A 23745-nucleotide genomic window follows, 5' to 3' on the forward strand; every position below is an offset into this window, starting at 1 on the left:
CTAAACCCGCCCAGACCGTCCATGTTTGGTCTCTACAATAGTTTCTAGACTAGAGCAAATATTAATGCCACTCAAAGCCTTGATAGCTAATGGTTTCGGTTTTGTGCAGCAAGCCCCAATTACTGCAAATTACTGGCGATTTGGCTTAAGTCCTCAATCCGTTGATACTCCTTCTCAGTTTCCCCGTCAGTTAGTCCTGCTTCCTCTAATTCAGCCAGGTTTTCTAGCAAGGTTGAACCCACCTCTCCCAGCCTGGATTGGTCAGCTAACTTGAGCGCTTCACCTAAAGCGTCGTACCATAAACCTGCCTTAGCATAGAAATCAGATTTGTTTGAGCCATCGACAAACGTACCTTCCAAAGCCGAAGGCATCTCTACAACCTGAACCTCTGCGCTAGTAATTAAATCCTCCGATGGGCTATCAGGGTTACATATGATGGTGACTTGCCACAGATAAGTGCGACCTACCTTAAGTTCTGGTTTGTCTTCTGGTAGGGTTAATGTCATAATCCCTGGCGAACTCTCCCATAAAATTGGCTCACCGATTTGGGATTCACCGTTCGAGCCATATTCATAGAGCCGGAATTCTATTTGTTTGGTGGTCGAGTCAGGAACAAACCAAGCAAAAGTCGGGCGAGTTGAAGCTGTTTGTCCAACATGACTCTGAGGCGCTAGGGCTGTTAGGGGTATCCCTTTACCTTCACACCCACCTCTGGGACCTGATTGTCCTGTATAGTCACTTGGAGGCTCCTGATCGGCAGGGGGTACATAATCAGCTAAAGCCGCCGGAGTTATGACCAGCGATAAGCCTAAAACACAGCTAGTTACCAGTCTACTATTGATGTGCTTGCTCAGAAATTCCAGGGTTTTAGTTTTCATAATCTCTGCTGCTAGCAATTTGGGTTAAAACGTAACACAATCCATTCCTGGATGTTGGCGGGTTACGGTTATCGCCTAACCCACGATGGCGGACTGATACAGCTAAAATTGTAGAATATATTTTACCATTGAATCGGGCGCAAAGCTTTGCGCCCCTACGGTTTCCGGGCTCCCATTCTAATTCATCAAATAAGGTGTGCCACACCACTACGGGAACTTCACTTTTAGCCGGATCTCGCAGAATCCTACGTCTTGTATTCTTTGAATCAAGCGTAGATGAATGCGAGTCAGGATGTAAGTTGTTCACAAATTCCTTTTCTCCATAAATAGGGTTGGATTTTTCTGACATCAGCCGTTAAGTTTTTATCAGCATACGTTGACTAATCATTTTATTTTTCTCAAGAAAAAGGATTTAACGCTATCTCCAATTTTACCCAGATTCCAGTGCCGACTTACGAGGGGCCAGGTTAACTCGCATAGAGTTCCTCGGGGAGAAACAGGCTCTCGATTAAACGTCCCTCCTAGTTGTTTCGCCAGATTTTTACATTGCTTTGTCCCTCGGTTTTCAGAAGATGAACAGATGCCGCAGCCGTTATCTTTAATACTCAGAGTGTACCAGCCCTGATTGGGCTTGCCAATGGCACTGAGGCGAGTTACTCCTTTGGCATGTTTCCCCACATTGCACAGCGCTTCTTCGAGAAACTGGCAAAGTTCCCGCTTTTGCTCAAGGCTCAAAGATTTAGACTCAATTGGAGCAAATGTGCGGACTTTAACCTTGAGAGTCTTAAAGTTGGGAAAGTTGTCTCGCTTCAGCGTCTCCCTATAGACTTTATAGAACAGTTCGTGAATTGGCAGCTTTAAGTCGAGTTTGAAGCCGCTTCCTAGGAGAAGGCTTTCTGCTTGAGTGAGAGCTTCTCGTTGCAGGTATTCACCAACTCCCCGAATTTCCTGGTTAAGGTTCTCTAATTCTGAGAGAAAGGGATTTTGTGGTGAGTCTTGGTCTCGAATATCCCTTAAAACATTAGCCAGTGTTTGCAAAGGACCATTATGAATGACATTAAATGTGTGTTCAATAGTACATTGGCGGACGTAAACCTCAGACCTCAAAGCTTGGTCATGTTGATAAAAGGCAAAAGCACTCAGCCCTAAACCATTGAGGGTCAAAATTAATAAAACAGGTGCTACGGGAATCCACCAACCCCAAGCTATAAACACATAACCAATTCCAACTATCCCAAGGCTAACAATGCCAAAACCGAACAGACTTTTCAACGGGGATTGAGTCAGCCGACCCAGACTAATTGCGACAAAACCCCAACCGAAAATCCATAGATATTCCCACCCATCTGACCAAGTCCTTAAAAGCGATCGCCCATCCAGAACAGCACTGAGAATTTGACTCGTAGAATGAGCATGAAATTCCACGCCATAAATCTGCCCAGGAGGATTGAGATTGGTAATAGCAGAAGTATTGACAATATCTTTGACGCTGGGAGCCGTTATACCAATAATAACAATGCGATCGCGAATCCAACTGGGATTAAAATTCCCGGTTTTGATATCATTAAGTGAGAGAGTACGAAACCGTTCTCGACCACTCCGAAAATTAAGCAGGACTTGAACCCCCCCTGCATCAATTCCCACATATCCCCCAGAATTGGGCAAAAAGCGAGGGAGTTCCGTTGAACCAAACCTTATCGCATGAGGATCATGAATGTCATTTTCTAAGGAAATACCTTCAGCGATTAAATAAGTTTCTGCCAGACGCAGAGATAAAGAAAACTGGTATCCTGGGGAAGTAGGTGTTACTAGAAGAGAGCGCCTGATGTTACCATCTTTATCGAGAATAGTATCTGAAAAACCAACTTGTTCAGGCGGTAATTCTGGAGGTGGATCAATTTGAAGTGGAGCAATTTGAACGGGTAATACTTTTTCAATGCCAATGATAGTTTTGAACTCCTTAAAAACCGAAACCAGTTCATCGTGACCCGGATTAACCGGGATATCCCGCACAATATCAAGACCAATTGCTCTAGGTTTGTCGGTTTGCAATGTTCTAAGTAATCTGGCAATTTCTTGATCCGGTATTGGATAAGTTCCTACATCCCGGATATCCGCTTCATTAATTCCGACAAGGACAACTCGTTCATCAATCGGTTCAGGAGGACGCAGACGCAGAAAAGTATCAAGTGTTATCCACTCTAGACTTTGAAGTGAACCATTGAGACGAGCGAGTATTACCAGTCCAGTCACCACAATTCCTGGCAGTGCGCCTCCACGCCAGATGGCAATTTCCTTTTTTATTTTTTGCCAAAGATTTCGCCGCAACAGCTTCTTCCTTGCTTCAGTGATCAATCAATAAACCCTTCTTCTCTAGCTCGCATCTCGGTTTGAATTCGGAGATTCTTCCCCTCTTCCGGATAAACACCCAGAACGTCTCGAATCTTCGTCCAGTAGTGAAGCACAGTTCGGGTAGTTATCTGCATCCGCTCAGCAATTGCTTTATCTTGCAATCCCTCTTGAAATGCTAGGGTGAGTACCTCCAGCCACTCCGGTTTGACTTCTCCTCCTGGCATCTTTAGGTCTTTGGTATGGGTTAATCCCTGGAATGCCCAATCAACTCGGGTTAACATATCCTGACTGGAGAAACCTTTATCGACCACGGTGAAACCCCCTTTATGCTCGTCAATCTCATGGTTAAGCCGCACCAGGGCATTGACATGGGTACTTAACACGACGAGATTGAGATCGGGGTACTGATGCATCACTGTCCGCAGGAGTTTAATGCCCGTCTCAGTTTTAGCTGTCTTTCCAGAGGCTTCTGGAATGGAAAGATCCATAATAACCAGGTCAGGCTGAAATGTTTCCACTTGCTCCAGAGTACTTTGTTGCGTTTGAGCGGTTCGGATTTGAGCCTCTGGGTATTGCCGTTGCAACACCTCGATTGTGCCACCCATGGTTAATTCGTGGTCTTCAACGACAAGGATCTTCATCTTCTCTGGCTTTGGTAAATCTTTGCTGATCATCAATCCCTCAGAGTTTGCTATTCACCATCTGGACTTGAGACTAAGTAGAACGCGCTGGATGTGTGGAAGTTTTGCGCGATCACCTGCTCTCAAAAAGTTTTTCAGTAAAATTTTACTCGATAGCGCCTGTTGTGTTCCCAATCATCAGGAGCGATCGCGTCTTCTCCGGACTCCCAAACTGAAGTTCCCCCCGTGCAGATGTACTACACCCATAGTCAAGCCTTATTCTGTAGTGGTTTATTTACGTCGGTGTGGAGTCTATTGGTATTTAGTATTGGCGCAACGGGTTGGATCGGCAAACGCAAAAAAGCGCTTAGATCAGATGGGAAATAGTACAGAATGATAGTACAAGCGTTTCATTTAGGGGCGCAAGCCTTGCGCCCCTACAGAGCGAAGAAAGCTAAAGTATAAAGTATAAAGTATAGTACTTTACAAACAAGGGTTTGATCCACCGAAAATCAGGGAAAGTTATCGCCGTCGTAGCCAGCTCATAAAGCAGGGGAAACCAGGATGGAGACGACTTTTGGTGTGAGAGAGTGGAGAAGCAAGGGAGAAGCAAGGGAGCAAGGGAGTCGTGTTCCAGATATGAGCAGCAAAGTCTTTTATGATGGTTCCCCTTCTCCCATGATGGGAGAAGGGGTTAGGGGATGAGGGTGAAGCGGTTCCCGGAGTGATGGTTCACGTCCAAAGTTATAAGTACATCAGTAAATATAAAGTATGTATGGCAACAGTGACAGCCACTCTTTATTTCAGGCGCTGTTTAATCAAGCGCTCGACGCCATGGCGATCGCGGATGATCAAGGAAAGTACGTTGAGGTCAATCCGGCGGCTTGTCGCCTGTTTGGTGTATCTCGTGAGGAACTCTTAGGATGCCGCATCTCAGACTTTGCTGACTTGGAGTTTGATTTCTCTCAGGCGTGGCGTATTTTTCTGGAACAGGGACACGTAAAGGGGGAGTTTCGTCTCCGGTGTCGGGATGGGACAATCCGGGAGACGGAATATGCCGCAACCGCTAATGTGATCCCCCATCGCCATTTATCCGTTTTGCGAGATATTACCGAACGCAAACAAGTAGAAGCCGAGTTGCGCCAAAGTGAAGAACGCCTCAACCTGGCTCTCGATGCGGCTCAGATGGGCATTTGGGACTGGAATCTGTTGACGAATCAGATTCGTTGGTCAGAGCATCATGAAGTACTATTTGGCTTGATTCCAGGTACTTATGATGGCACATACGCGATGTTTGAGTCTTGTATTCATCCAGATGACCGAGAAGCCGTTAAACAAGCGGCGAACCGTTCTCAGTTAGAGCAGCATGAGTATCATAATGAATTTCGGGTAGTGTGGTCAGATGGGAGTATTCACTGGATTGAGGGAAAGGGAAAATTTATCTATGATCAAACAGGTCAAGCGGTGCGGATGCTGGGTACAGTGATGGATATCAGCAACAGCAAAAAAGCTGAAGCCAAAATCCATACCTTGAACGCTGAGTTAGAACAACGGGTAGTTGAGCGCACCCAGGAACTACAGCGTACTAATGAAAACTTAAAACAGGAAATTCAGGAACGCCAACGCGCCGAAGCCGCACTGCACCTGCAAGCTGAACAAGAGCGGTTAACCAGCGCGATCACCCAACAGATTCGCCAGTCTTTAGACCTGAATCAGATCCTCAATACGACAGTAACCCAAGTTCAGCAATTTTTAGCTTGTGATCAGGTGGCGATTTACCGCACTCAGGGCGATGGTACGGGCAAAATTGTCGCCCAAGCCTTAGCGCCAGACTGTTGTGTTTCTCAGGAAAATTCTCTACCTGAGTATATCTTTCCTTATGCCTGTCATCAATTTTACTGTCAGGGTGAAATTCATACCGTCGCGGATGTTGAACGGGATGAGATGTTACCCTGTCTGGCTGATACACTCAGGCAGTGTGGTGCTAAGTCTAAAATCATTGTGCCGATTCTTCAGAACGAAACCCTGTGGGGATTGCTGATTGCTCATCAGTATAAAGCTACTCGAAAATGGCAGCCTGATGAAGCCGATCTGCTCACCTCACTAGCCACTCAAGTCACAATCGCCATCCAGCAGGCGGAACTTTACTCCCAGCTTCAAGCCGAATTAACGGAACGTCAACAAATCCAGCGAGAACGCGATCGCTTGTTTAATCTCTCCCTGGATATACTAATGATTGCCAACTTTGAGGGATATTTGATCGATGTTAACCCAGCTTTAGAGAAAACCTTGGGTTTCACTTGTGACGCCTTAAAAGCCCAACCCTTTATCAAATGGGTTCATCCAGATGATCGGGAAGCGACTCAGGCGCAAATGAAAAAACTCGCCGAGGGGATCACGATCAAGTCCTTTGAGAATCGGTTTCGTTGTCAAGATGGATCTTACAAATGGTTCTCTTGGACAGCCGCGCCATTTTTGGAGGAACGGTTAATTTATACCGTTGCTCATGATATTACTGAACGTAAACAGGCAGAAAAAGCCCTGCAAGAAAGTGAACAACGCTTTCGCACTGTAGCTGACTTTACCTATGACTGGGAGTATTGGCGAGATCCAGATGGAACCTTTATCTATGTTTCTCCCTCATGTCAACGGATCACCGGCTATAGCGCTGAGGAATTCCTCCAGGATGCGCGATTACTTGAGGCAATTGTCCATCCCGATGATCGCCTGACAATTGCTGAACATATACGCGAACAGTTAGACAACCCCCATGTCTATTCCACGGACTTTCGCATTATCACTCGCACGGGAGCGATCCGTTGGATTGCCCACGCCTGTCAACCCGTCTATAGCGCGGATGGACGTTGGTTGGGTCAACGGGCAAGTAACCGCGATATTAGCGATCGCAAGCAGACTGAAGAGGCACTCTACCACCGCGAACAACAATTTAGAGCGTTGGTGGAAAATTCACCAGATATTATAGCGCGGTTTGACCACCAATTGCGTCATCTCTATGTGAATCCGGCAATAGAACAAGCAACGGAACTCTCTCCCCAAAACTTTATCGGTAAAACCAATTTGGAGTTGAGAATGCCGCCAGAGAAAGCCCAGTTTTGGAATCAAGCGCTGCAATCTGTCTTGACCACTGGACAAGAAAAGCTCATTGAATATGACTTTTCCACACCTAGCGGCATGAAATTTTTTCACTCTCACATCGTACCTGAGTTTAATTCCGATGGCACGATTCGGTCGGTGTTAAGCATTAGCCGCGACATTACGGCGCATAAACAGATAGAAGTGGCGCTGCAACAAGCCAAAGACGCCGCCGAGGTGGCGAATCGGGCGAAAAGTGAATTCCTGGCAACGATGAGCCATGAACTCAGAACCCCCCTTAACGGCATTTTAGGATATGCTCAACTCCTGCAAACCGATACCAATTTAACCGAAAATCAACGGGATAATTTAAGCATTATTCACCAATGTGGCGAACATTTGCTCACACTGATTAATGATATTTTAGACCTCTCCAAGATTGAATCCCAAAAATTAGAACTTAATCCGACAGAGTTTCATTTACCGAATTTTCTCAGCAGCATTGCCAATCTTTTTCGGCTGCGTGCTACCCAAAAAGACATTGACTTTACTTACGAACTTTTATCTCCTCTCCCCCAAGGCGTTATCGCTGATGAGAAAAGACTGCGACAGATATTGATCAACTTACTCAGCAATGCGGTGAAGTTTACGGATCAAGGTAGCGTGACGTTTAGAGTTGGCTATCTTGAAGATGGGGGAGATGAGGGAGATAACTCAAAACTTAAAACTTCCCCAATTACCAGAATTCGTTTTCAAGTTGAAGATACGGGGATTGGCATAGATCCGAACAAATTAAGCGAAATCTTTTTACCCTTCCATCAAGTTAGCGATTGCACCCACGCGGTAGAAGGGACTGGATTGGGACTTGCTATCAGCCATAAGCTGGTTCAGCTTATGGGTAGCGCGATTCAAGTTAGCAGTACTTTGGGTCAAGGTAGTGTATTCTGGTTCGATTTAGAGTTGTCTGACGTTTCCCCAGGACAAGCATCGGCACAATTGTGCCCTCGACGACTTATCGGTGTTAAAGGACAACAGCAAAATATTCTCATTGTTGATGATAATGCCGTTAATCGCTCTCTATTGCGACAACTGCTAGAACCGTTCGGGTTGAACATTTTTGAAGCCGTCGATGGTCAAGATTGTTTACAAAAGGCAGTCGATGTTCAGCCTGATCTGATATTAATGGACTTAATCATGCCAGGACTAGATGGCTTGACAGTAACGCGGCGACTGCGACAATTGATCCAACTCCCAAAGGTGATTATCATTGCTATATCCGCTAATGTTTTTGAAACGACTAAGCAGGAAAGTTTAGCGGCTGGATGCCAAAACTTTCTCTCAAAACCTGTGCCAATCCAGCAACTCCTAGAATTACTGATTGTCCATTTAGGTGTTGAAGGAATTTATGAAGAACATCGAGATTCCCCAACCATTGAACTGGAAACTAAGGATATACCCCTTGTTCCTCCACCCCCCTCGGAACTAGCGATTTTGTGGGAACTCTTGGAAATGGGGGATATTCAAGGAATTATTGACCAATCACAGCATTGGCAAAAAGAAAACAATGATTGGGTTCCCTTTGCCACACAGATACGTTCTCTGGCTAAAGATTTCCAGTTACCAAAAATTGAGCAAATTCTAAATCAATACACCTGATAAGTAATAATAATTCATAAGTCATTTAAAGTGCCTATTATGTGCGGATTTAGTCGTATATCCTATAGAGGGTATTTTAGAAAAAGTCTTACCCTTTTACCCTCCTCCCCTTAATTAGTATGGATAATCAAACATCTGAAACCAGCCGACTGTTGATCGTTGACGATCAACCTCACAACCTGGGAATATTATTTGATTTCTTGACCCAATCCGGATTCAAGATATTTGTTGCTTTAGATGGTGAAAGTGCAATTAAACGAGCCGAAGTAACTAAACCGGATTTGATCATTTTAGATATAATGATGCCGGGAATTGATGGATTTGAAGCCTGCAAACGGTTGAAAGAAAATCCATCCACTCAAGACATTCCCATTGTTTTCATGACAGCGCTTTCTGACACAGTAGATAAAGTCCAGGGATTTAATCTGGGTGCAGTCGATTATATCACTAAGCCCATTCATCAGGAAGAAGTTTTGATCCGAATTCAGACTCACCTCAGACTCCATAACCTGCAAAATCAACTGCAAAAGAAAACCGAAGAACTCGCGCACCTTAATCAGAATCTGGAAGAAATTGTGCAAGCGAGAACTCAACAACTCATTGAACAAGAGAAAACAGCTTTGATTGGACGGCTTACTCAAGGAATTGTTCATAATTTAAGAAATCGCATTCAGCTTATTTTATCTTACAAATGTTTGGCAACTGGAGAAATGACCGGAGAAGATATTTCTCAAAAAATGACGCTCGCTTATGTTGATAAGATGGCTGAAGCTGCCTGGGATATGAGTAAAATACTGGATAATCTCATGCATAAAAGTATAATGGATCACTCCTTGGAGCTAACTCCACTCAATATTAATGAAATTTTAAATAAAGAACTCGATTTTTGGCAGGCTAATCTCCAGTTTAAACATCAGGTAAAAAAATGCTATTTCTGGGATGATACTATTCCATCAATTCCTTTAGTCTATACTGAAATATCTCAAATTTTTGATAATTTAATCAGTAATGCTCTAGATGCTATGTGGGGTAATCCGAAACAAAAATTAACAATTATCACCCGACAAGACGAAGAAAACGTTTACATTGATGTTCAAGATACAGGCTGTGGTATAGCCCCAGAAAATCTAGCCAAAATTTTTGACCCGTTTTATACAACTAAACCCTTTAAAGGTGAAGAAAAACAGGAAAATCAACCCACAGGTACAGGACTGGGTATTTATACTTGTACGCAGATCTTAAAAGGTTTTGGGGGTGAGATAAAAGTAACCAGTGAGATTAACAAAGGGAGCATTTTTACTGTAAGAATACCGAAAAAAAACAGTCAAAGAAATGAATCATAAAATAGCTCAAGGCAACCTGCTAGTTGTTGAAGATAATCCAACGAATCTAAGTTTTCTGTTTAATTATTTGACGAAATCTGGCTTCAAGGTACTTGTCGCCACGGATGGGGAAACGGCGATCCAGCGAGTTGAAGCGGCTCAACCTGACCTGATCCTGCTGGATGTGATGATGCCTGGAATTGATGGATTTGAGGTATGTAAACGACTGAAAAGTAATCCCTCAATGCGGGATATTCCAGTCATTTTTATGACAGCACTATCAGATACACTCAAAAAAGTTCATGGATTTGAAATTGGCGCGGTTGATTATATTACGAAACCGATTCAACCGGAAGAGGTTGTAAGCCGAATCCAGACTCATCTGACCCTCCGAAACCTGCAAAAGGAACTGCAAGTCAAAAATGAACACTTGTTACAATCCCAACAGCAAGAAAAGCAGAGAGCGTTGGAACTTGAAAAGGCGCTACAAAAGCTGCAAAAAACTGAAGTTCAACTGATTCAAGCCGAGAAAATGTCCTCCTTTGGCAAAATAGCAGCGGGTATTGCTCATGAAATTAATAATCCAATCAATTTCATCTACGGAAATCTTTATCACGCCAATGAATATATTCAACAACTTTTTGATTTAATCACGCTTTATCAAGAAACTTATACTCATCCGACCGAGAAAATTACTACCCAAATCCAGGCGATTGAGTTAGAGTTTATCCAATCCGATTTACCCCAACTTCTGGACTCTATGCAGGTGGGTGCTGAGCGCATCCGCAAAACTGTATTGTTACTCAAGAATTTTTTTCATCTGCATGAGGCTGAGTTAAAATTCATTGATATTAATCAAAATATCGATAACACACTCTTGCTCTTACAGTACCACTTAGATGCTAAACCGGGACGACCCAGGATTAACGTGATCAAAAACTACAGTAATTTACCTCAAGTCAAATGTTATGCTAGTCAGCTCAACCAAGTGTTTATGAATATCCTGACTAATGCTATTGATGCTTTAGATGAGAAGTATGGCAGACGGGGGAGTAATTTGGGGTCAATTAGAAGGGATGAGGGAGAGGAGGAGGATGAGGGAGAATTTTTGCGATCGCGACTCCATCGGGAACAATCCCTAACCCCTAGGATTTGGATTAGTACAGAGATTGTCGAACAGACAAATATTATTATCCGTATTGCCGATAACGGATTAGGAATAACAGAAGATATACGAAACAGGATATTCGATCCCTTCTTTAGCACCAAACCAGTCGGTTCTGGAACGGGTTTAGGATTGACGATTAGTTACCAAATCATCGTGGAAAAGCACCAAGGTCAATTACTTGTCACGAGTGAAATGGGAAACGGTACAGAGTTTGTGATTGAAATTCCCATTCAGTCGTGACGCTCCTTATGTCGCTAACGCCCCTACGTGAAGTACCCCAACTTGCTTCGCTCTTATTTGGGGCTTCCAACTTAGCTAAACAAGGACGGTCTTATTCGTCTTGGCTTACGCCACGCTTACGCGAACGGGATTTCCCGTTTCATCCGTCGATGCCACGTTGGGTACTTCCTAATTTCTAAGAGTAGAAAGTCCAGAACTCAATAGGCGTGATGGTCTTACTCAGCGTCAACAGGCAGCCGTCCGCCTTCCGCAGACAGTGATATTTTGTCAGTCCGCTTGGTTGCGAGCGGTTTATGGTTAGAGTGCTAACCGAATAATGCCTAATGGCATCTTGCGCTATTCTTTTGGAGGACGCCATAAAAGCGAACGGTGGTCGAGTTCATTAACGCGCAAGGACTACATCTCTATCACACCGAGCATCGACCATCTGTCTTCCCATGCCTTAGAAGGTAGACCTAGGAGGGTTGCTGTCATTTTAACACTAAAAAATTACATTTAACCAGTACAATTTGAAAATCTCCGTACCTCCGATTTTCCGCTGTCCATCCTCACCCTACTTGGTTGAGGGTGAGGACTTCCGCGACTACGTTAACGGGGAAAATCCTCAGCATCAATACAGGTGGCTAGCGCACTTGGCAAAGAAAAATCAATTTCGCGACTCAAACCAATTACGCATTCGGAAAAACGCAAGGGGCGAATAGTGCTGCGACAGTTTGCTAGCACCAAGAGTGGATCAGAGCCTTGAGTACGCTGGTTAATATTAACCATACAGCTTGCCAATTCCTGGGGACGCCGGACGCGCATACAAGCAAATAAGGCTTCATCAGCAGCAACTGGCGTTAACTCCTCGATTTTCAGGACACACAAAGATAAATCCTTGGGATAAAGCGCCTCAGCACAAGTTCTTGCTGCATTTTCCCTAGAGATACCCGCACGCAAGAGTTCTGCGGCGCAGATTTGAAACTGATCGACACCAGCACTCACCGGAGTAGTAGGAAAGGCTAGGGTGAATAAACTCGCTGTAACTAGCTGACTAGCACACATTTGCCAAAAATGACGACTGCTAACGCGATTTTTCCTGTTCATAGTGGGTTTTCTGGTGAACGATATCCTAGGTTAGGATAGCCGATTTGCAGCGGTTTTCAAGTAAATGAGGGATAAAATAGTTGCCAGTAGGGGCGATTTTGATAATCTCCTGAGAGAGGATGAACCGATAGGAATACGGTTAAATTAGAGAAATAGGCTTGATCAGGACTTACACGGGAAATGCTGCAAGCACAACAGGTCTTATGCGATCGCTATCACCTTCACCATCCCTTTGGCAATAACCCTGGACGCCAAACCTGGTTGGCGTTTGACCATTCTGTATCCCCGCCAGAATCGGTGATTGTTAAGCTGTTGGCATTTAACCCTCAGATGCAGTGGGATGAGTTTAAGTTGTTTGAACGCGAAGCCCAGGTTCTCCAACAGCTAACCCATCCTCAAATTCCCCGCTATCGGGATTATTTTTCTTTGGATAGTCAGGTAGGAGAGGGCTTGTATTGGTTCGGATTAGTCCAACAATGCATTCCGGGGACTTGCTTACGGCAATTATTAGATCAAGGGAAACGGTTCAGCCAAGAGCAAGTGAAGGGTATTGCTGAATCGGTGTTAGAGATTCTAAGTTATTTGCATGGCTTACAGCCTCCGGTGCTACATCGGGATATCAAACCCAGTAACTTAATTTTGGCGGATGATGGGCAAATATATCTGGTCGATTTTGGTGCGGTGCAAAATCGGGCGGTGACAGAAGGGGTAACGTTTACGGTGGTGGGAACGACGGGCTATACTCCCTTGGAACAGTTTTGGGGAAAGGCTGTACCCGCCTCGGATTTGTACGCTTTAGGCGCAACCTTAATTCATTTACTCACTGGGATTACCCCAGCTGACTTACCCCAACAAGATTTACGGATTCAATGGAGCGATCGCGTTTCGGTTGATCCCCAGTTGATTCGTTGGATAGACGCCTTGAGTGCACCAGATTTAGACGAGCGATTTAGGAGCGCGGCTGAGGCGCTCTTAGCGCTGAATCACCATCGTTATCCCCAACGTTCCCTAACTAATCTACCTCAACCTAAGGGTAGCCGCGTTCAGCTGAAGAAATCACCCCAGCAGCTTAGCCTGAAAATTCCCCAACCCAAGCGATCGCTCCTGGATATTCTCAAACTAGGGGGTGACTTACTGCTCACGGCTTGTTCACTCCCGCTTTTATTACTATTCGGGTTAATCTTTTTAGGATTAGGCATCGGACTATTTTCCACCTTATCCCAGAATGGCACGTTATTTCTTGTCCTGCTCCCCCTAGTTGCGTTTATGGGATGGCTCTGGCGGGATACCAACCAGGAGTTAGGCAAAGTGCAAGATGAAGTCGCCTATAATTTGCGTCATCTGTTCGGGTGTTATTGTCTTGACTTGACTCAAGAACATTTCATTATTGAACGAGAACTGTTTGGGTTAACCTATCAGCGTCATATCGGTCAAGTTGCTGACATCAAAAGCATCCAATTGATTCCCTTTACAGAGATCCGGCTCGAAAATTGGATGATTTCCTATTCCTTCGGTGAAACCTTAACCGAAAACGAGCGGCGCTGGCTAGTTCAGGAACTTCAAGGATGGCTTTTCTGAATTATCAATTATCAATTATCAATTATCAATTCCCTGTTTCCTATCTAATAAGGAATGACAAATGATAAAACAACTGTTAGCACAACGTTATCAACTCGAAAAAAAATTAGGACAAAATGCAGGGCGTCAAACTTGGTTAGCCCAAGATATTTGCCTGTCACCGCCGCAACCCGTCGTGGTGAAGCTGTTAGCGTTTAATCCTCAGATGCATTGGGATGAGTTAAAGCTATTTGAACGAGAAACGCAAGTTCTTCAGCATCTTAATCATCTCCGAATTCCCGATTATCGCGGTTCCTTTACCATCGAAAAGCAACTGGGCGAGGGGTTACCTTGGTTTGGCTTAGTCCAAGACTATATTCCTGGGGACTCTTTGCAAACGCTATTAGATCAGGGAAAACGATTTACAGAAGCGGACGTTTGTCAAATTGCCGAGAGTATTTTAGAGATTCTTATTTATATGCATGAACTCTCGCCCCCTGTATTTCACCGTGATATTAAACCGAGTAATTTAATTTTAGGTCAGGATGGACAGATTTATCTGGTTGATTTTGGTGCCGTACAAGACCGAGCAACAGCAGAAGGTGTAACATTTACAGTAGTGGGAACCAGTGGCTATGCACCACCAGAACAACTTTGGGGAAAAGTGGTTCCCGCCTCGGATCTCTATGGATTAGGGGCGACATTAATTCATTTGTTAACGGGAATAGCACCGGCTGATTTACCCCAACATCAGATGCGCTTACAATTTAGCCATTGTGTCAATCTCACTCCCCATTTTTCCCAATGGTTGGCACGTCTGACAGAACCGGCACCAGAACGACGGTTTATTGGGGCGCGTCAAGGGCTATTGAGTTTAAAATCAGGTAGAGACTCACAGAGAAATCTGGCGCAGTCATCGCGCGATCGCGTGCGTTATGGTCGTATAGCTGGCTTGACCTTACTCCAGTTGATCATTGCCAGTATTGCGCTCGGTCTGATTTTGCCCAATTTTTTGGGAACCAGACAAACCCAACCCGTGGACGCCAAAGATGATGTGAGTTTGATGAACCGCACCCAGGTAAGGGTTAGATTAGAGACATAAGTCTTTAACTAATCCAAGGCGATATGCTACACCAACAGATCTTACGCGATCGCTATCAACTTAAGCAAAAACTCGGTGACAATCCTCGGCGTCAAACCTGGCTGGCAGATGATATAACCCTATCTGTGCCTCAACCCGTGATTGTGAAACTCTTAACCTTTGGCGGTGAGGTGCAATGGGACGATTTACGGCTATTTGAACGGGAAGCACAGATCCTCAAACAGCTAAAGCATCCCCGCATACCCAAGTATAGAGACTATTTTCACATCAATGAGCGATCGCTGTGGTTCGGCTTAGTGCAAGACTATATTCCTGGCGTTTCCCTGAAAACCTTGATGAGTCAGGGTCAGCGATTTATTGAAGCCGATATCCGTAAAATTGCCCGCGAACTCCTGCACATTCTCCAGTTTCTGCATCAACTTAATCCCGCCGTACTCCATCGCGATATCAAGCCCAGCAATGTGATTTGGGGTGAGGATGGGCATATCTATTTAGTCGATTTTGGTGCGGTGCAGGATCGAGCAACCACAGAAGGTGCTACATTTACCGTAGTGGGAACTTATGGCTATGCTCCCATGGAACAGTTTGGCGGTCGGGCAGTTCCCTCCTCTGATCTCTATGCCCTCGGCGCGACGCTGATTCATCTGCTCACAGGTACAGCCCCGGCTGATTTGCCCCAACGGAATTTACGCATTTGCTTTGAAGACCGAGTGAACCTCAATCCCAGTCTAGTCAGTTGGATGCAAACCCTAACCGAACCCGCACTAGAACAGCGATTTAAAAGTGCTGCTGCTGCGCTCAACGCCCTGGAATCGGGTAAGACAATGCGCCATTCTATTCAAGCGACTCCCACCGCCTTTATTAACAATTCAGGCTGTGGCGGTTTATTTGACGCCTTAATCCCTGTCCCCGATGAAATCAAAGGCTGGAATTGGGGTGCGTTTTTCATGCCCTACTTGTGGCCCCTCACCAATAAAGTTTGGATTGGACTGTTGGCATTAGTCCCCCAAGTGGGATGGTTAATGGCAATCATGTTAGGTGCAAAGGGGAATGAATGGGCTTGGAAAAGTAGAAAATGGCGCAGCATTGAGCAATTCAAAGCCCATCAACGCGGCTGGACGATTGCCGGACTGTTTATTGGTATACCTATGGCATGGATGTATCTAGCACTGTTAGCCAGTTTGCTTGATTAGAATTAGGTATTAATCTATCCTGGCTATGAATACGAGGGATTATTCAACAGACCCCAAATAAACCAGTTAAAATTAAGCCAATAATTTCCAACGTAGAAAACGATGGGGGAGGAGGCTGATGAATGTTCCAGTGTCACTATGGGTGCTTGTAGCTAGAACAGATGTACCTTACATGCTACAAACGATTCCCCATTTGATTCGCACCTGTCATTACCCCTTTACCGAACGGGTTTTGGCAATGGATACAGCGCCGCTGAGTGGAGATAAGCGTCATCGATACAATACAGGAACTCAACAACAATTGGAATTAGCCTGCCAAACTCTCATTGACCAAGGGTTCATCGACAAAATCGTCAAGATAGATTATAGTCCAGCACAAATTAAAAACGTCTATCAAAAGTATTTTGGTACTGAGCAAGCCCAGCAGATGCTCAACCATACACACAATTGGAAAGGTTCAACTGTTTATGCCTCGCTGTACTGTATAGAAGCATCCGCCACGGATCATTACCTCCATTTTGATGCAGACATGCTTTTACACCAAAACGCCGATTATGACTGGATTAGCGACGCCATACAGTTAATGGCATCAATCCCCACAATCGCGACAATACGTCCCCGTTGTGGTCCGCCTCACCCAGAGGGTAAATCCTTTCATCCTAATCCTTTTATCAAAGATGAACGCGGCTTTTATGCCCACAAATTTTTTAGTATGAGGGCATACCTCGTTGACCGAAAACGCTTTGCCCAACTTGCCCCCATCCCCTTGATGTGGAAATATTACCCGATGCTGTCGAGACAGTTACCTCAGCCCTTTCAATCATTATGTGCTAAAGTTGAGCGCAAGTTACGCCGCCAGGTTAAACCCATTCAAGGTGCGATTGAATCCTTCGAGCCGATGACGAGTAAAAAGCTAGAAGATACAAGTTTTGTCCGGGCAGATTTATCCTCAACTCAAGCCTGGACGTTACATCCGCCCAAACATGATTCTGACTATATCCAAGCACTGCCTAATCTAATTAAACTCGTCGAGCAAGGGAAGTATCCCCAGGGACAAGCGGGTCACTATGACCTGGTTCTAGATGAATGGTCGGAACTCCTGAATTTTGAAGCAGCAGATTATTAATTGATCTAGCTTTTTTCAACAGATGGGGCTATAGGCAAATGGGTTGTCATATAGTTTTTTGCTCCCTCTTATTATACAATTAAGAAAAATATACAAATCCAATGGAAAAGATTATAAAGATACGTCAATTCATTCGAGTTTTAAAGAATGACATCATTCAAAATTACCACCAATTTAGGATCAATACCCCTCAAGATCCATACGCTATAGTTGGTAGAAGTAAACCGTATCGTATCCTGTTCATATTGAGCCACATGCGATCCGGTTCTTCCTTATTAACTCATATTTTAAATTCTAACCCTGATATAATCGGCTATGGAGAAACTCACATTCAATATACTTCGGAAGCTGATTTTAAGCGTTTAATGTTAAAAGTTTATTGGCAAGCCCAAGAATTTAGAAAAATCCAAGATATAAAAAGCTTAAGTATGTACCAAACCTACATCTTGGACAAAGTTTTACACAACAACAAGTTCTTGGATGATAATTTTCTGGTTTCAGAAAATGTCTACAGTCTTTTTTTGTTAAGAGAACCGAAAAGAAGTTTAGCCAGTATCGCTGAACTTAAACCACATCTTAATCAGGAACAAGTCCTGGACTATTACGTTCAACGCTTATCTAGGTTAGAAGATTATGCTAAGCTAATCAATAGCAAAAAACGTAGTTTATTTATTACTCATGCTCAGCTTTTGAAGCATACGGATTTAGTTTTTGAAGCATTGAAAATTTTTCTAGACACGAAACAGGGATTTTCCGAAGACTATCAAATCCTTAAAACAACCGGGATGCGCGATGTAGGAGATTATAAAGGAAATATCAAAATCGGTCGCATTGTTAGAACACAGAGAAAACTCGAAACTCAAGTTGCTCCAGATTTAGAAGAAAAGGGTATGCGCTCTTTTGAAGAATGTTGTGCTACTTTGTCTAACTATTGCCGCACGATTGAAAGCTAAGTATAATGCTCTTATAATCAGATAATCGGCACTATCAATAAAATTAAAAAGGTGATCAGGAAAAAAATGAACCTATTTAACAAGAAATGGTTAAATCTATTAATAGCTATATTGTTAATATTAGGAGTATTTTTTAGATTTGCTAATTTACCCCAAAAAATTTACTGGAAAGATGAAGTTTTCACCTTGCTACGGGTTTCGGGATACACAGAGCAAGAAGTCAAAGAGCAAATCTACAACGGTCAAATACTGAGTATCCAAGATTTGCGGAAATATCAGAGTCCTAATCCGGAAAAAAATATAATTGGTACACTCAAAGGTCTAGCGAAAGAAGAAGCCCAACTGCCACCCCTTTATTTTGTGATGGCACGTTTGTGGGCACAATTATTCGGTAGTTCAATCGCCGTGACGAGAAGTCTAGCTGTTTTGTTAAGCTTGCTAGCCTTTCCTTGTGTGTATTTCTTATGCCGAGAATTATTCAACTCATCACTTGTGGGATGGATAGCAATGGCTTTGATGTCTGTCTCACCTTTGTATGTACTTTTTGCCCAGGAAGCTCGCCCTTATAGTTTGTGGACATTGACAAGCTTACTATCAAGCTGGGTTCTGTTACGAGCGTTGCGAGTTAACACTAAAATGAGTTGGGGGATTTATGCCCTCACGGCTATCTTGGCATTGTATACATCGCCTTTTTCCTTGTTTCTGATTATAGGGCATGGAATTTATGTTATTGCTATTGAGCGTTTTCATTTTAATGAAATCGTTAGAAAATATCTATTTTCCTTTGTAGCTGCAATTGTCGCTTTTTCTCCATGGCTAGCCATCATTGTTCTTAGGTTACATCAAATTCGCGGAAGAACAGATTGGTCAAACAGACCTTATGAACATGGAATTATCGAGTTAGTGTTTAACTGGTTTCAAAATATTACTCTGATTTTTATAGATTTCCAAAAGTTGAGTTTTGACTTTGAATACGTAATATCTGTCAATCCATTTTTTTATCTGGTCGCTGTTATCCCAATTCTGGCTCTGACTGGATACTCTATCTATTTTATCTGTCGTCATACTTCTAAGCAGATTTGGTTATTTATCTTAATTTGGATGGGTAGTACAACACTCCCCCTCATCCTACCAGATCTAATTTTAGGTGGGAGACGATCCGGCACTACTCGATATCTCTTACCCTTTTACTTAGTAATTGACATATCAGTTGCATACTTACTGACTATCGGAATAACCTCTACTTCAGTTAATAACTGGAAGCAGAAGCTAGGGCAAATTACTATGGTTGCATTATTTTCGATAGGCATTTGGTCTTGTGCTAATATCTCTCCAAAAAAATTGTGGTGGAATCATGATCCTTCTAGATATATACAAAATCCCGATATTGCTGTTTTGATCAATCAGGCTACGAACCCGCTAGTTATCACTGATGTCAGTTGGGATAAAGTGATGACATTAAGCTACGATCTAAAGTCTGACGTAAAATTTCAGTTGAGCAGTAAAGATAAAATAGTTAAACCTGCTGAGGGTTTTAGCAATTACTTCTTGTATCAACCTTCTGATGATCTCAAAGAAACACTGGAAAACAATCAGCACTACACCATAAAACCTGTGTATCAGGCGGATGCTCCCTGGCTATGGCAACTAGAAAAGAATTAGGGGCTGCTGAAGAAGTATTGTGGTAGGGGGGAAGAGGCAGGAGGGAAAAGCGGTGTAAGCAAAACCTTTAGTTAGTCTAATAATAGTTAGTCTAATAAATCGGGTTCAGACGCAAGCCTACAACAAAATCTTAATCAGCAGTAAGCAAACAACAAATACCAAAAACGAACTAACTGCTTTGATCTGTAGTTTACTCAACGGTAATTTTTTCTCCAAGCCTAGTTTCCCCGTTAAAAAATAAGTGATTACAGCTATCACACCAGCTACGATGATTTTTAAGAGATTAGTGCTATGGACATAGAGAGCAAGACTCAAAAACGTGAATGGATTATAACCATAGTCCTGGCTTGGTATTGCCATGGTTTCCCAGGTATTCCCAGCATCCGTTGACTTAAACACCTTCGCCGCCACTGAACCAAAACCATAAATCGTCTGGTCCACAGCGTAAGCCGGGGAAAACTTAATCGGCACAGAGGCAGAGGGTACATTATCAACTCTAGCTAAATACAGTTTATCATCAATCTGAGTGAAGGTTTCACCATCATTAACAGTTTGAAAAGTTCCTTTTCCTCTTACAGTAATCATAAATGTCTGATCATTAGCGTAATTGGGTGATAGGGCAACCGCCTCAATGTATCCATCTTCTCCATACGTTGTCCCGGCGAATTTGATCCAGGTTTTACCGCCATCTTGGGTTTTGAAAAGACCCTGGTTTGTTCCGGCAATTAGGGTTTTATCGACGGCATAGTTCGGCGAAATTGCTAATTCCAGCCAACTTTTCTCCATGGAGTCAATATTATTCGTTGTCTTTTGCCACGTTTTTCCGGCATCAACACTCTTAAATACTCCGTCAAACCCTGAAGCATAAAGGGTTTTGTCTGAGGCAAAATTGGGTGAGATAACAAAAGCCGTCACTCGATAGTCTAAATTCTGTAAAATCGAGAAGCTGCTCCCTGCATCGGTTGACTGATAGATAGTCCCTTGATTGGTGGATAAATAAAGCGTTTGATCGACAGCAAAATTGGGAGATACGGCAATGATTGTTCCCCGAACAAACTTACCGGGAACCCTTTTTAAATTAACAATTTCCCAATGGTTACCCTGATCGGTCGATTTAACAAAATAATCCCTCAATAACCCCAAAAATAGGGTGTTGTCTGATTTATAATTAGAAGAAAATCCAATATCAAAGTATCGGCGTGGATCGTCCAGAGGTTCCTCGAAACTTTGGGTAAAACGCGGGATTTCTAACCCCTTCTTCATCGGTTGCCAAGTCACCCCTTGGTCTTGGCTGATGTAGGCTTCTCCGACATAATTAACAACCGCAATTGTCGAGTCGTTGGCATAATCCGGTGATATGGCAAGCCCAACAATCAACCGTGCTGACAACGCATCTAGTTCTTGCCAAACTTTACCCCCATCGTTTGATTTAAATATTCCGTTAAACCCAGCCAAAAATACGGTTTTATCCTGGCTAAAGGTATTGGAAAATTCTAAGTCATTGAAATGAGGTTTGCTAAATTGACGTTCATCCGCTTGGGGACTTTTTGTTAAACCTTTGCTCGACTTCTGCCAAACGGTTCCACCATCTTGGGAGTAAAAAACACCATCATCCCATGTCGCCGCCCATAAGGTTATATCCTTTTCGCCATTAGAAACAATAGTAATATCTCGAATAGATGGATCGGATAAACCCTGGTTAACGTTTGAGAAAGAAGCGCCACTATCTTCTGTTTTAAAAATACCCTCCTTTTCCGTGCCGATCCAAACGGTATTATCGGTAGCAAAATTGGGAGAAAAAGCTAGGGCAGTAATAGAGCCACTCTCCGCCAAAGTAGACATTTGCTTCCAAGTCTCACCGGCATCCTGGGAAAGATAAACAATTCCTTGAGTATCGCCGACAAAAACCTGATTAGTTTGAGCTGGAGAAAAGCCTAATGCTGTGATTTTGGCGTCACTGTTGATAACCGAATACCAATTCTCTCCACCATCTTTAGTTTTATAAAGTCCTTTTTCTTCACCCGCCGCTAAGACAATATCTGGAGATTGTGGAGAAATCGAAAGTAAGTCTATACTTAGATTGTCCAAACCCTGGTTCACCTGAGTCCAGGAAACACCCTGATTTTGAGATTTATAGATGCCATTCCCTAAAGATGATACAAATAGAGTCTTGGGGTTTTCAGGGAAAACAGATACAGCAAATAAATTCGCTCGATTATTTAATCCTTTCCATGCCCTTTGCCAACTCTCGCCTCCATCCGTTGACTTGAGTAAGTTGCCTCGAACTGTAATAAATAAAGTTTGATCTTGACTATAGGTAGGCGATAGTTCAACGTGATATACATCGTCGTGAGGTCGATGGGCATGAGCCACATCTGTATGAATCCATAAAACCGAGACAATTAACAGCAACAGAAAACAAATACTCTGACAAATAAACCTGAATTCTTTTATAAAGATACCCAATATTTTCTTCATAATTAAAATTCGTCCTTTAAGCAATAAGGTCAAGTAGGATAAACTTAGTTTTGTCCTTCTTCAGCTTCATGGTATCCCTTTCAACCCCGACTATTACCCATTGAATAGCTTATCACTGCCTTGGATAATAACATGGAATTGGATAGAATTATACTTTCATCTAAGTGTAGCAAATTCTTGAGTGTGCGATCGCGAATCTCTGATGAACTTCTGAGGCGATCGCGAAAATAGTGACGATACATCTGACACAAGGGTGTGACGGCGTTTCCCTGAAACTTCACCTGGTTAATTAACTAGGGGAAAGACCCCTCCCGACGCACTTCCAAAGCGGTGATGTTTGATCGCACCATCCCTTGCATCATTAAGCTTTTGCTGCTCATTGGCTCTTTTAGTTGTTGCTAAACCACCGAATTTGTTCTGGTTTTTATTAGCACTCCATGACATGGAGTGCTAATTTTACGACTCACTTGAACTTGCCCTCGACCGTTAAATAAATTTTTTATAAAATTGTTCACAATGATAATCTAAAATCAATCGCTTTGATTATTATTGGGGATAAAGGCTGTAAAAGTAGAGGTCGAATCCCATGAACTATACATTTGATATCCTAGGCGTTTCGCCCGTCTTAGACTTTTTTAATCATCAACAGCAGGTTAGTCAAAAAGCCACCGCCCCAGGTGTTGAATACTTAGGAACCTATCAATGTACCCTGGACGCCTTCTTAGAATCGGTTGAAACCGTTCCGACTCAGAAAGGATGGGATATGGATAGAGCGGTGGATACTGTAATTCAATTTTGGATGAATCACCCGGATAGGATTCGCTACTGGAAAGATCGTCTAGAGGGTGCCGGGAACGCAAATGTACTGGTGTCACGAATCGCAGATATGCCGTCGCTCAAAGCCCAGTTTAACTCGCTGTTCAAGGAAAACTAAAAGGCAGAAGGCTCTAGTCCAGTAGGTTGGGTTGAACGATAGTGAAACCCAACACCATAGCAAAATTATAGCAATCGCCATAGCGGTTAGGACGCATCATTTATGTAGAGACCAAACATGGACGGTTTCTACAACAGTATTCCTTTAGGGTGAAGTACCCCAACTTGCTTCGCTGAAGTTGGAGCTTCCAACTTCTAAAAACAATGACGGTCTTATTCGTCTTCGGAGTTTCCCGCTTCATCCGTCGATGCCTCTCCAAACCCATGTTTGGTTTGGTCTTACAAGGGCGTCCACAGGCAGCCGCCCGCCTTCCGCAGGCAGTGAT

Annotated in this window: 17 protein-coding genes; 11 read left to right on the top strand and 6 right to left on the bottom strand. The window is 43.4% G+C overall.

Going from position 1 to position 23745, the window contains the following annotated elements; all coding sequences use genetic code 11:
- Window positions 1-119: 119 nt before the first annotated feature.
- The 3 genes from RID09_RS20720 to RID09_RS20730 all read right to left on the bottom strand — a co-directional run bounded on the left by RID09_RS20720 (window position 120) and on the right by RID09_RS20730 (window position 3904).
- A complete protein-coding gene (locus RID09_RS20720) occupies window positions 120-878 on the bottom strand; it encodes a DUF928 domain-containing protein (RefSeq protein WP_446337808.1) in 759 nt (252 codons plus the stop codon).
- Between the two features lie 384 nt (window positions 879-1262).
- Window positions 1263-3206 (bottom strand): CHASE2 domain-containing protein, encoded by a 1944-nt coding sequence (locus tag RID09_RS20725; protein WP_446337809.1) that lies wholly within the window; start codon window positions 3204-3206, stop codon window positions 1263-1265.
- 23 nt (window positions 3207-3229) lie between these two features.
- The gene (locus RID09_RS20730; protein ID WP_446337810.1) at window positions 3230-3904 is read right to left on the bottom strand and encodes a response regulator; all 675 of its coding nucleotides are present in this window, start codon (window positions 3902-3904) and stop codon (window positions 3230-3232) included.
- Between the two features lie 129 nt (window positions 3905-4033).
- Here RID09_RS20730 and RID09_RS20735 point away from each other — a divergent pair, with 129 nt between their 5' ends.
- The 4 genes from RID09_RS20735 (at window position 4034) to RID09_RS20750 (ending at window position 11329) form a co-directional block, all read left to right on the top strand.
- A complete protein-coding gene (locus RID09_RS20735) occupies window positions 4034-4237 on the top strand; it encodes a hypothetical protein (RefSeq protein ID WP_446337811.1) in 204 nt (67 codons plus the stop codon).
- A 384-nt stretch (window positions 4238-4621) separates the two neighbouring features.
- Window positions 4622-8599, top strand: coding sequence for a PAS domain S-box protein (locus tag RID09_RS20740; protein ID WP_446337812.1), 3978 nt, complete (start codon window positions 4622-4624; stop codon window positions 8597-8599).
- A gap of 119 nt (window positions 8600-8718) precedes the next feature.
- A complete protein-coding gene (locus RID09_RS20745; RefSeq protein ID WP_446337813.1) occupies window positions 8719-9942 on the top strand; it encodes a hybrid sensor histidine kinase/response regulator in 1224 nt (407 codons plus the stop codon).
- Entirely contained in the window at window positions 9932-11329 is a 1398-nt protein-coding gene (locus tag RID09_RS20750; protein WP_446337814.1) for a hybrid sensor histidine kinase/response regulator, read from the top strand. The genes RID09_RS20745 and RID09_RS20750 overlap by 11 nt, the downstream gene beginning before the upstream one ends.
- Before the next feature lie 588 nt (window positions 11330-11917).
- On the opposite strand, the gene RID09_RS20755 is transcribed toward RID09_RS20750, so the two are convergent.
- Window positions 11918-12415 (bottom strand): hypothetical protein, encoded by a 498-nt coding sequence (locus RID09_RS20755; protein WP_446337815.1) that lies wholly within the window; start codon window positions 12413-12415, stop codon window positions 11918-11920.
- A gap of 180 nt (window positions 12416-12595) precedes the next feature.
- On the opposite strand from RID09_RS20755, the gene RID09_RS20760 reads away from it, so the two are divergent.
- From RID09_RS20760 to RID09_RS20785, 6 genes are all read left to right on the top strand, one after another.
- Window positions 12596-13993, top strand: coding sequence for a serine/threonine protein kinase (locus tag RID09_RS20760; protein WP_446337816.1), 1398 nt, complete (start codon window positions 12596-12598; stop codon window positions 13991-13993).
- 61 nt (window positions 13994-14054) lie between these two features.
- On the top strand, window positions 14055-15074 hold the full coding sequence (locus RID09_RS20765) for a serine/threonine protein kinase (protein WP_446337817.1): 1020 nt from the start codon (window positions 14055-14057) through the stop codon (window positions 15072-15074).
- Window positions 15075-15097: 23 nt separating this feature from the next.
- Window positions 15098-16267, top strand: coding sequence for a serine/threonine protein kinase (locus tag RID09_RS20770; RefSeq protein WP_446337818.1), 1170 nt, complete (start codon window positions 15098-15100; stop codon window positions 16265-16267).
- A gap of 118 nt (window positions 16268-16385) precedes the next feature.
- On the top strand, window positions 16386-17393 hold the full coding sequence (locus tag RID09_RS20775; protein ID WP_446337819.1) for a hypothetical protein: 1008 nt from the start codon (window positions 16386-16388) through the stop codon (window positions 17391-17393).
- Between the two features lie 101 nt (window positions 17394-17494).
- On the top strand, window positions 17495-18346 hold the full coding sequence (locus RID09_RS20780) for a sulfotransferase family protein (protein ID WP_446337820.1): 852 nt from the start codon (window positions 17495-17497) through the stop codon (window positions 18344-18346).
- A 66-nt stretch (window positions 18347-18412) separates the two neighbouring features.
- Complete coding sequence (locus tag RID09_RS20785) at window positions 18413-20008, top strand: glycosyltransferase family 39 protein (RefSeq protein ID WP_446337821.1); 1596 nt, start codon at window positions 18413-18415, stop codon at window positions 20006-20008.
- Between the two features lie 117 nt (window positions 20009-20125).
- On the opposite strand, the gene RID09_RS20790 is transcribed toward RID09_RS20785, so the two are convergent.
- Together RID09_RS20790 and RID09_RS20795 are read right to left on the bottom strand one after the other, a co-directional pair.
- Window positions 20126-22486 (bottom strand): WD40/YVTN/BNR-like repeat-containing protein, encoded by a 2361-nt coding sequence (locus RID09_RS20790; RefSeq protein ID WP_446337822.1) that lies wholly within the window; start codon window positions 22484-22486, stop codon window positions 20126-20128.
- Window positions 22487-22566: 80 nt separating this feature from the next.
- The gene (locus tag RID09_RS20795; RefSeq protein WP_446337823.1) at window positions 22567-22767 is read right to left on the bottom strand and encodes a hypothetical protein; all 201 of its coding nucleotides are present in this window, start codon (window positions 22765-22767) and stop codon (window positions 22567-22569) included.
- Between the two features lie 305 nt (window positions 22768-23072).
- On the opposite strand from RID09_RS20795, the gene RID09_RS20800 reads away from it, so the two are divergent.
- Entirely contained in the window at window positions 23073-23420 is a 348-nt protein-coding gene (locus tag RID09_RS20800) for a hypothetical protein (protein WP_446337824.1), read from the top strand.
- Window positions 23421-23745: the final 325 nt, after the last annotated feature.

Source organism: Coleofasciculus sp. G1-WW12-02, from assembly GCF_040219735.1.
Classification (GTDB): domain Bacteria; phylum Cyanobacteriota; class Cyanobacteriia; order Cyanobacteriales; family Coleofasciculaceae; genus Coleofasciculus.

Coding starts and splice junctions, on each gene's coding strand:
- RID09_RS20720 (WP_446337808.1), bottom strand. CDS start 878: ATGAAAACTAAAACCCTGGAATTTCTGAGCAAGCACATCAATAGTAGA.
- RID09_RS20745 (WP_446337813.1), top strand. CDS start 8,719: ATGGATAATCAAACATCTGAAACCAGCCGACTGTTGATCGTTGACGAT.
- RID09_RS20760 (WP_446337816.1), top strand. CDS start 12,596: ATGCTGCAAGCACAACAGGTCTTATGCGATCGCTATCACCTTCACCAT.
- RID09_RS20750 (WP_446337814.1), top strand. CDS start 9,932: ATGAATCATAAAATAGCTCAAGGCAACCTGCTAGTTGTTGAAGATAAT.
- RID09_RS20780 (WP_446337820.1), top strand. CDS start 17,495: ATGGAAAAGATTATAAAGATACGTCAATTCATTCGAGTTTTAAAGAAT.
- RID09_RS20755 (WP_446337815.1), bottom strand. CDS start 12,415: ATGAACAGGAAAAATCGCGTTAGCAGTCGTCATTTTTGGCAAATGTGT.
- RID09_RS20770 (WP_446337818.1), top strand. CDS start 15,098: ATGCTACACCAACAGATCTTACGCGATCGCTATCAACTTAAGCAAAAA.
- RID09_RS20775 (WP_446337819.1), top strand. CDS start 16,386: ATGAATGTTCCAGTGTCACTATGGGTGCTTGTAGCTAGAACAGATGTA.
- RID09_RS20800 (WP_446337824.1), top strand. CDS start 23,073: ATGAACTATACATTTGATATCCTAGGCGTTTCGCCCGTCTTAGACTTT.
- RID09_RS20740 (WP_446337812.1), top strand. CDS start 4,622: ATGTATGGCAACAGTGACAGCCACTCTTTATTTCAGGCGCTGTTTAAT.
- RID09_RS20765 (WP_446337817.1), top strand. CDS start 14,055: ATGATAAAACAACTGTTAGCACAACGTTATCAACTCGAAAAAAAATTA.
- RID09_RS20730 (WP_446337810.1), bottom strand. CDS start 3,904: ATGATCAGCAAAGATTTACCAAAGCCAGAGAAGATGAAGATCCTTGTC.
- RID09_RS20785 (WP_446337821.1), top strand. CDS start 18,413: ATGAACCTATTTAACAAGAAATGGTTAAATCTATTAATAGCTATATTG.
- RID09_RS20790 (WP_446337822.1), bottom strand. CDS start 22,486: ATGAAGAAAATATTGGGTATCTTTATAAAAGAATTCAGGTTTATTTGT.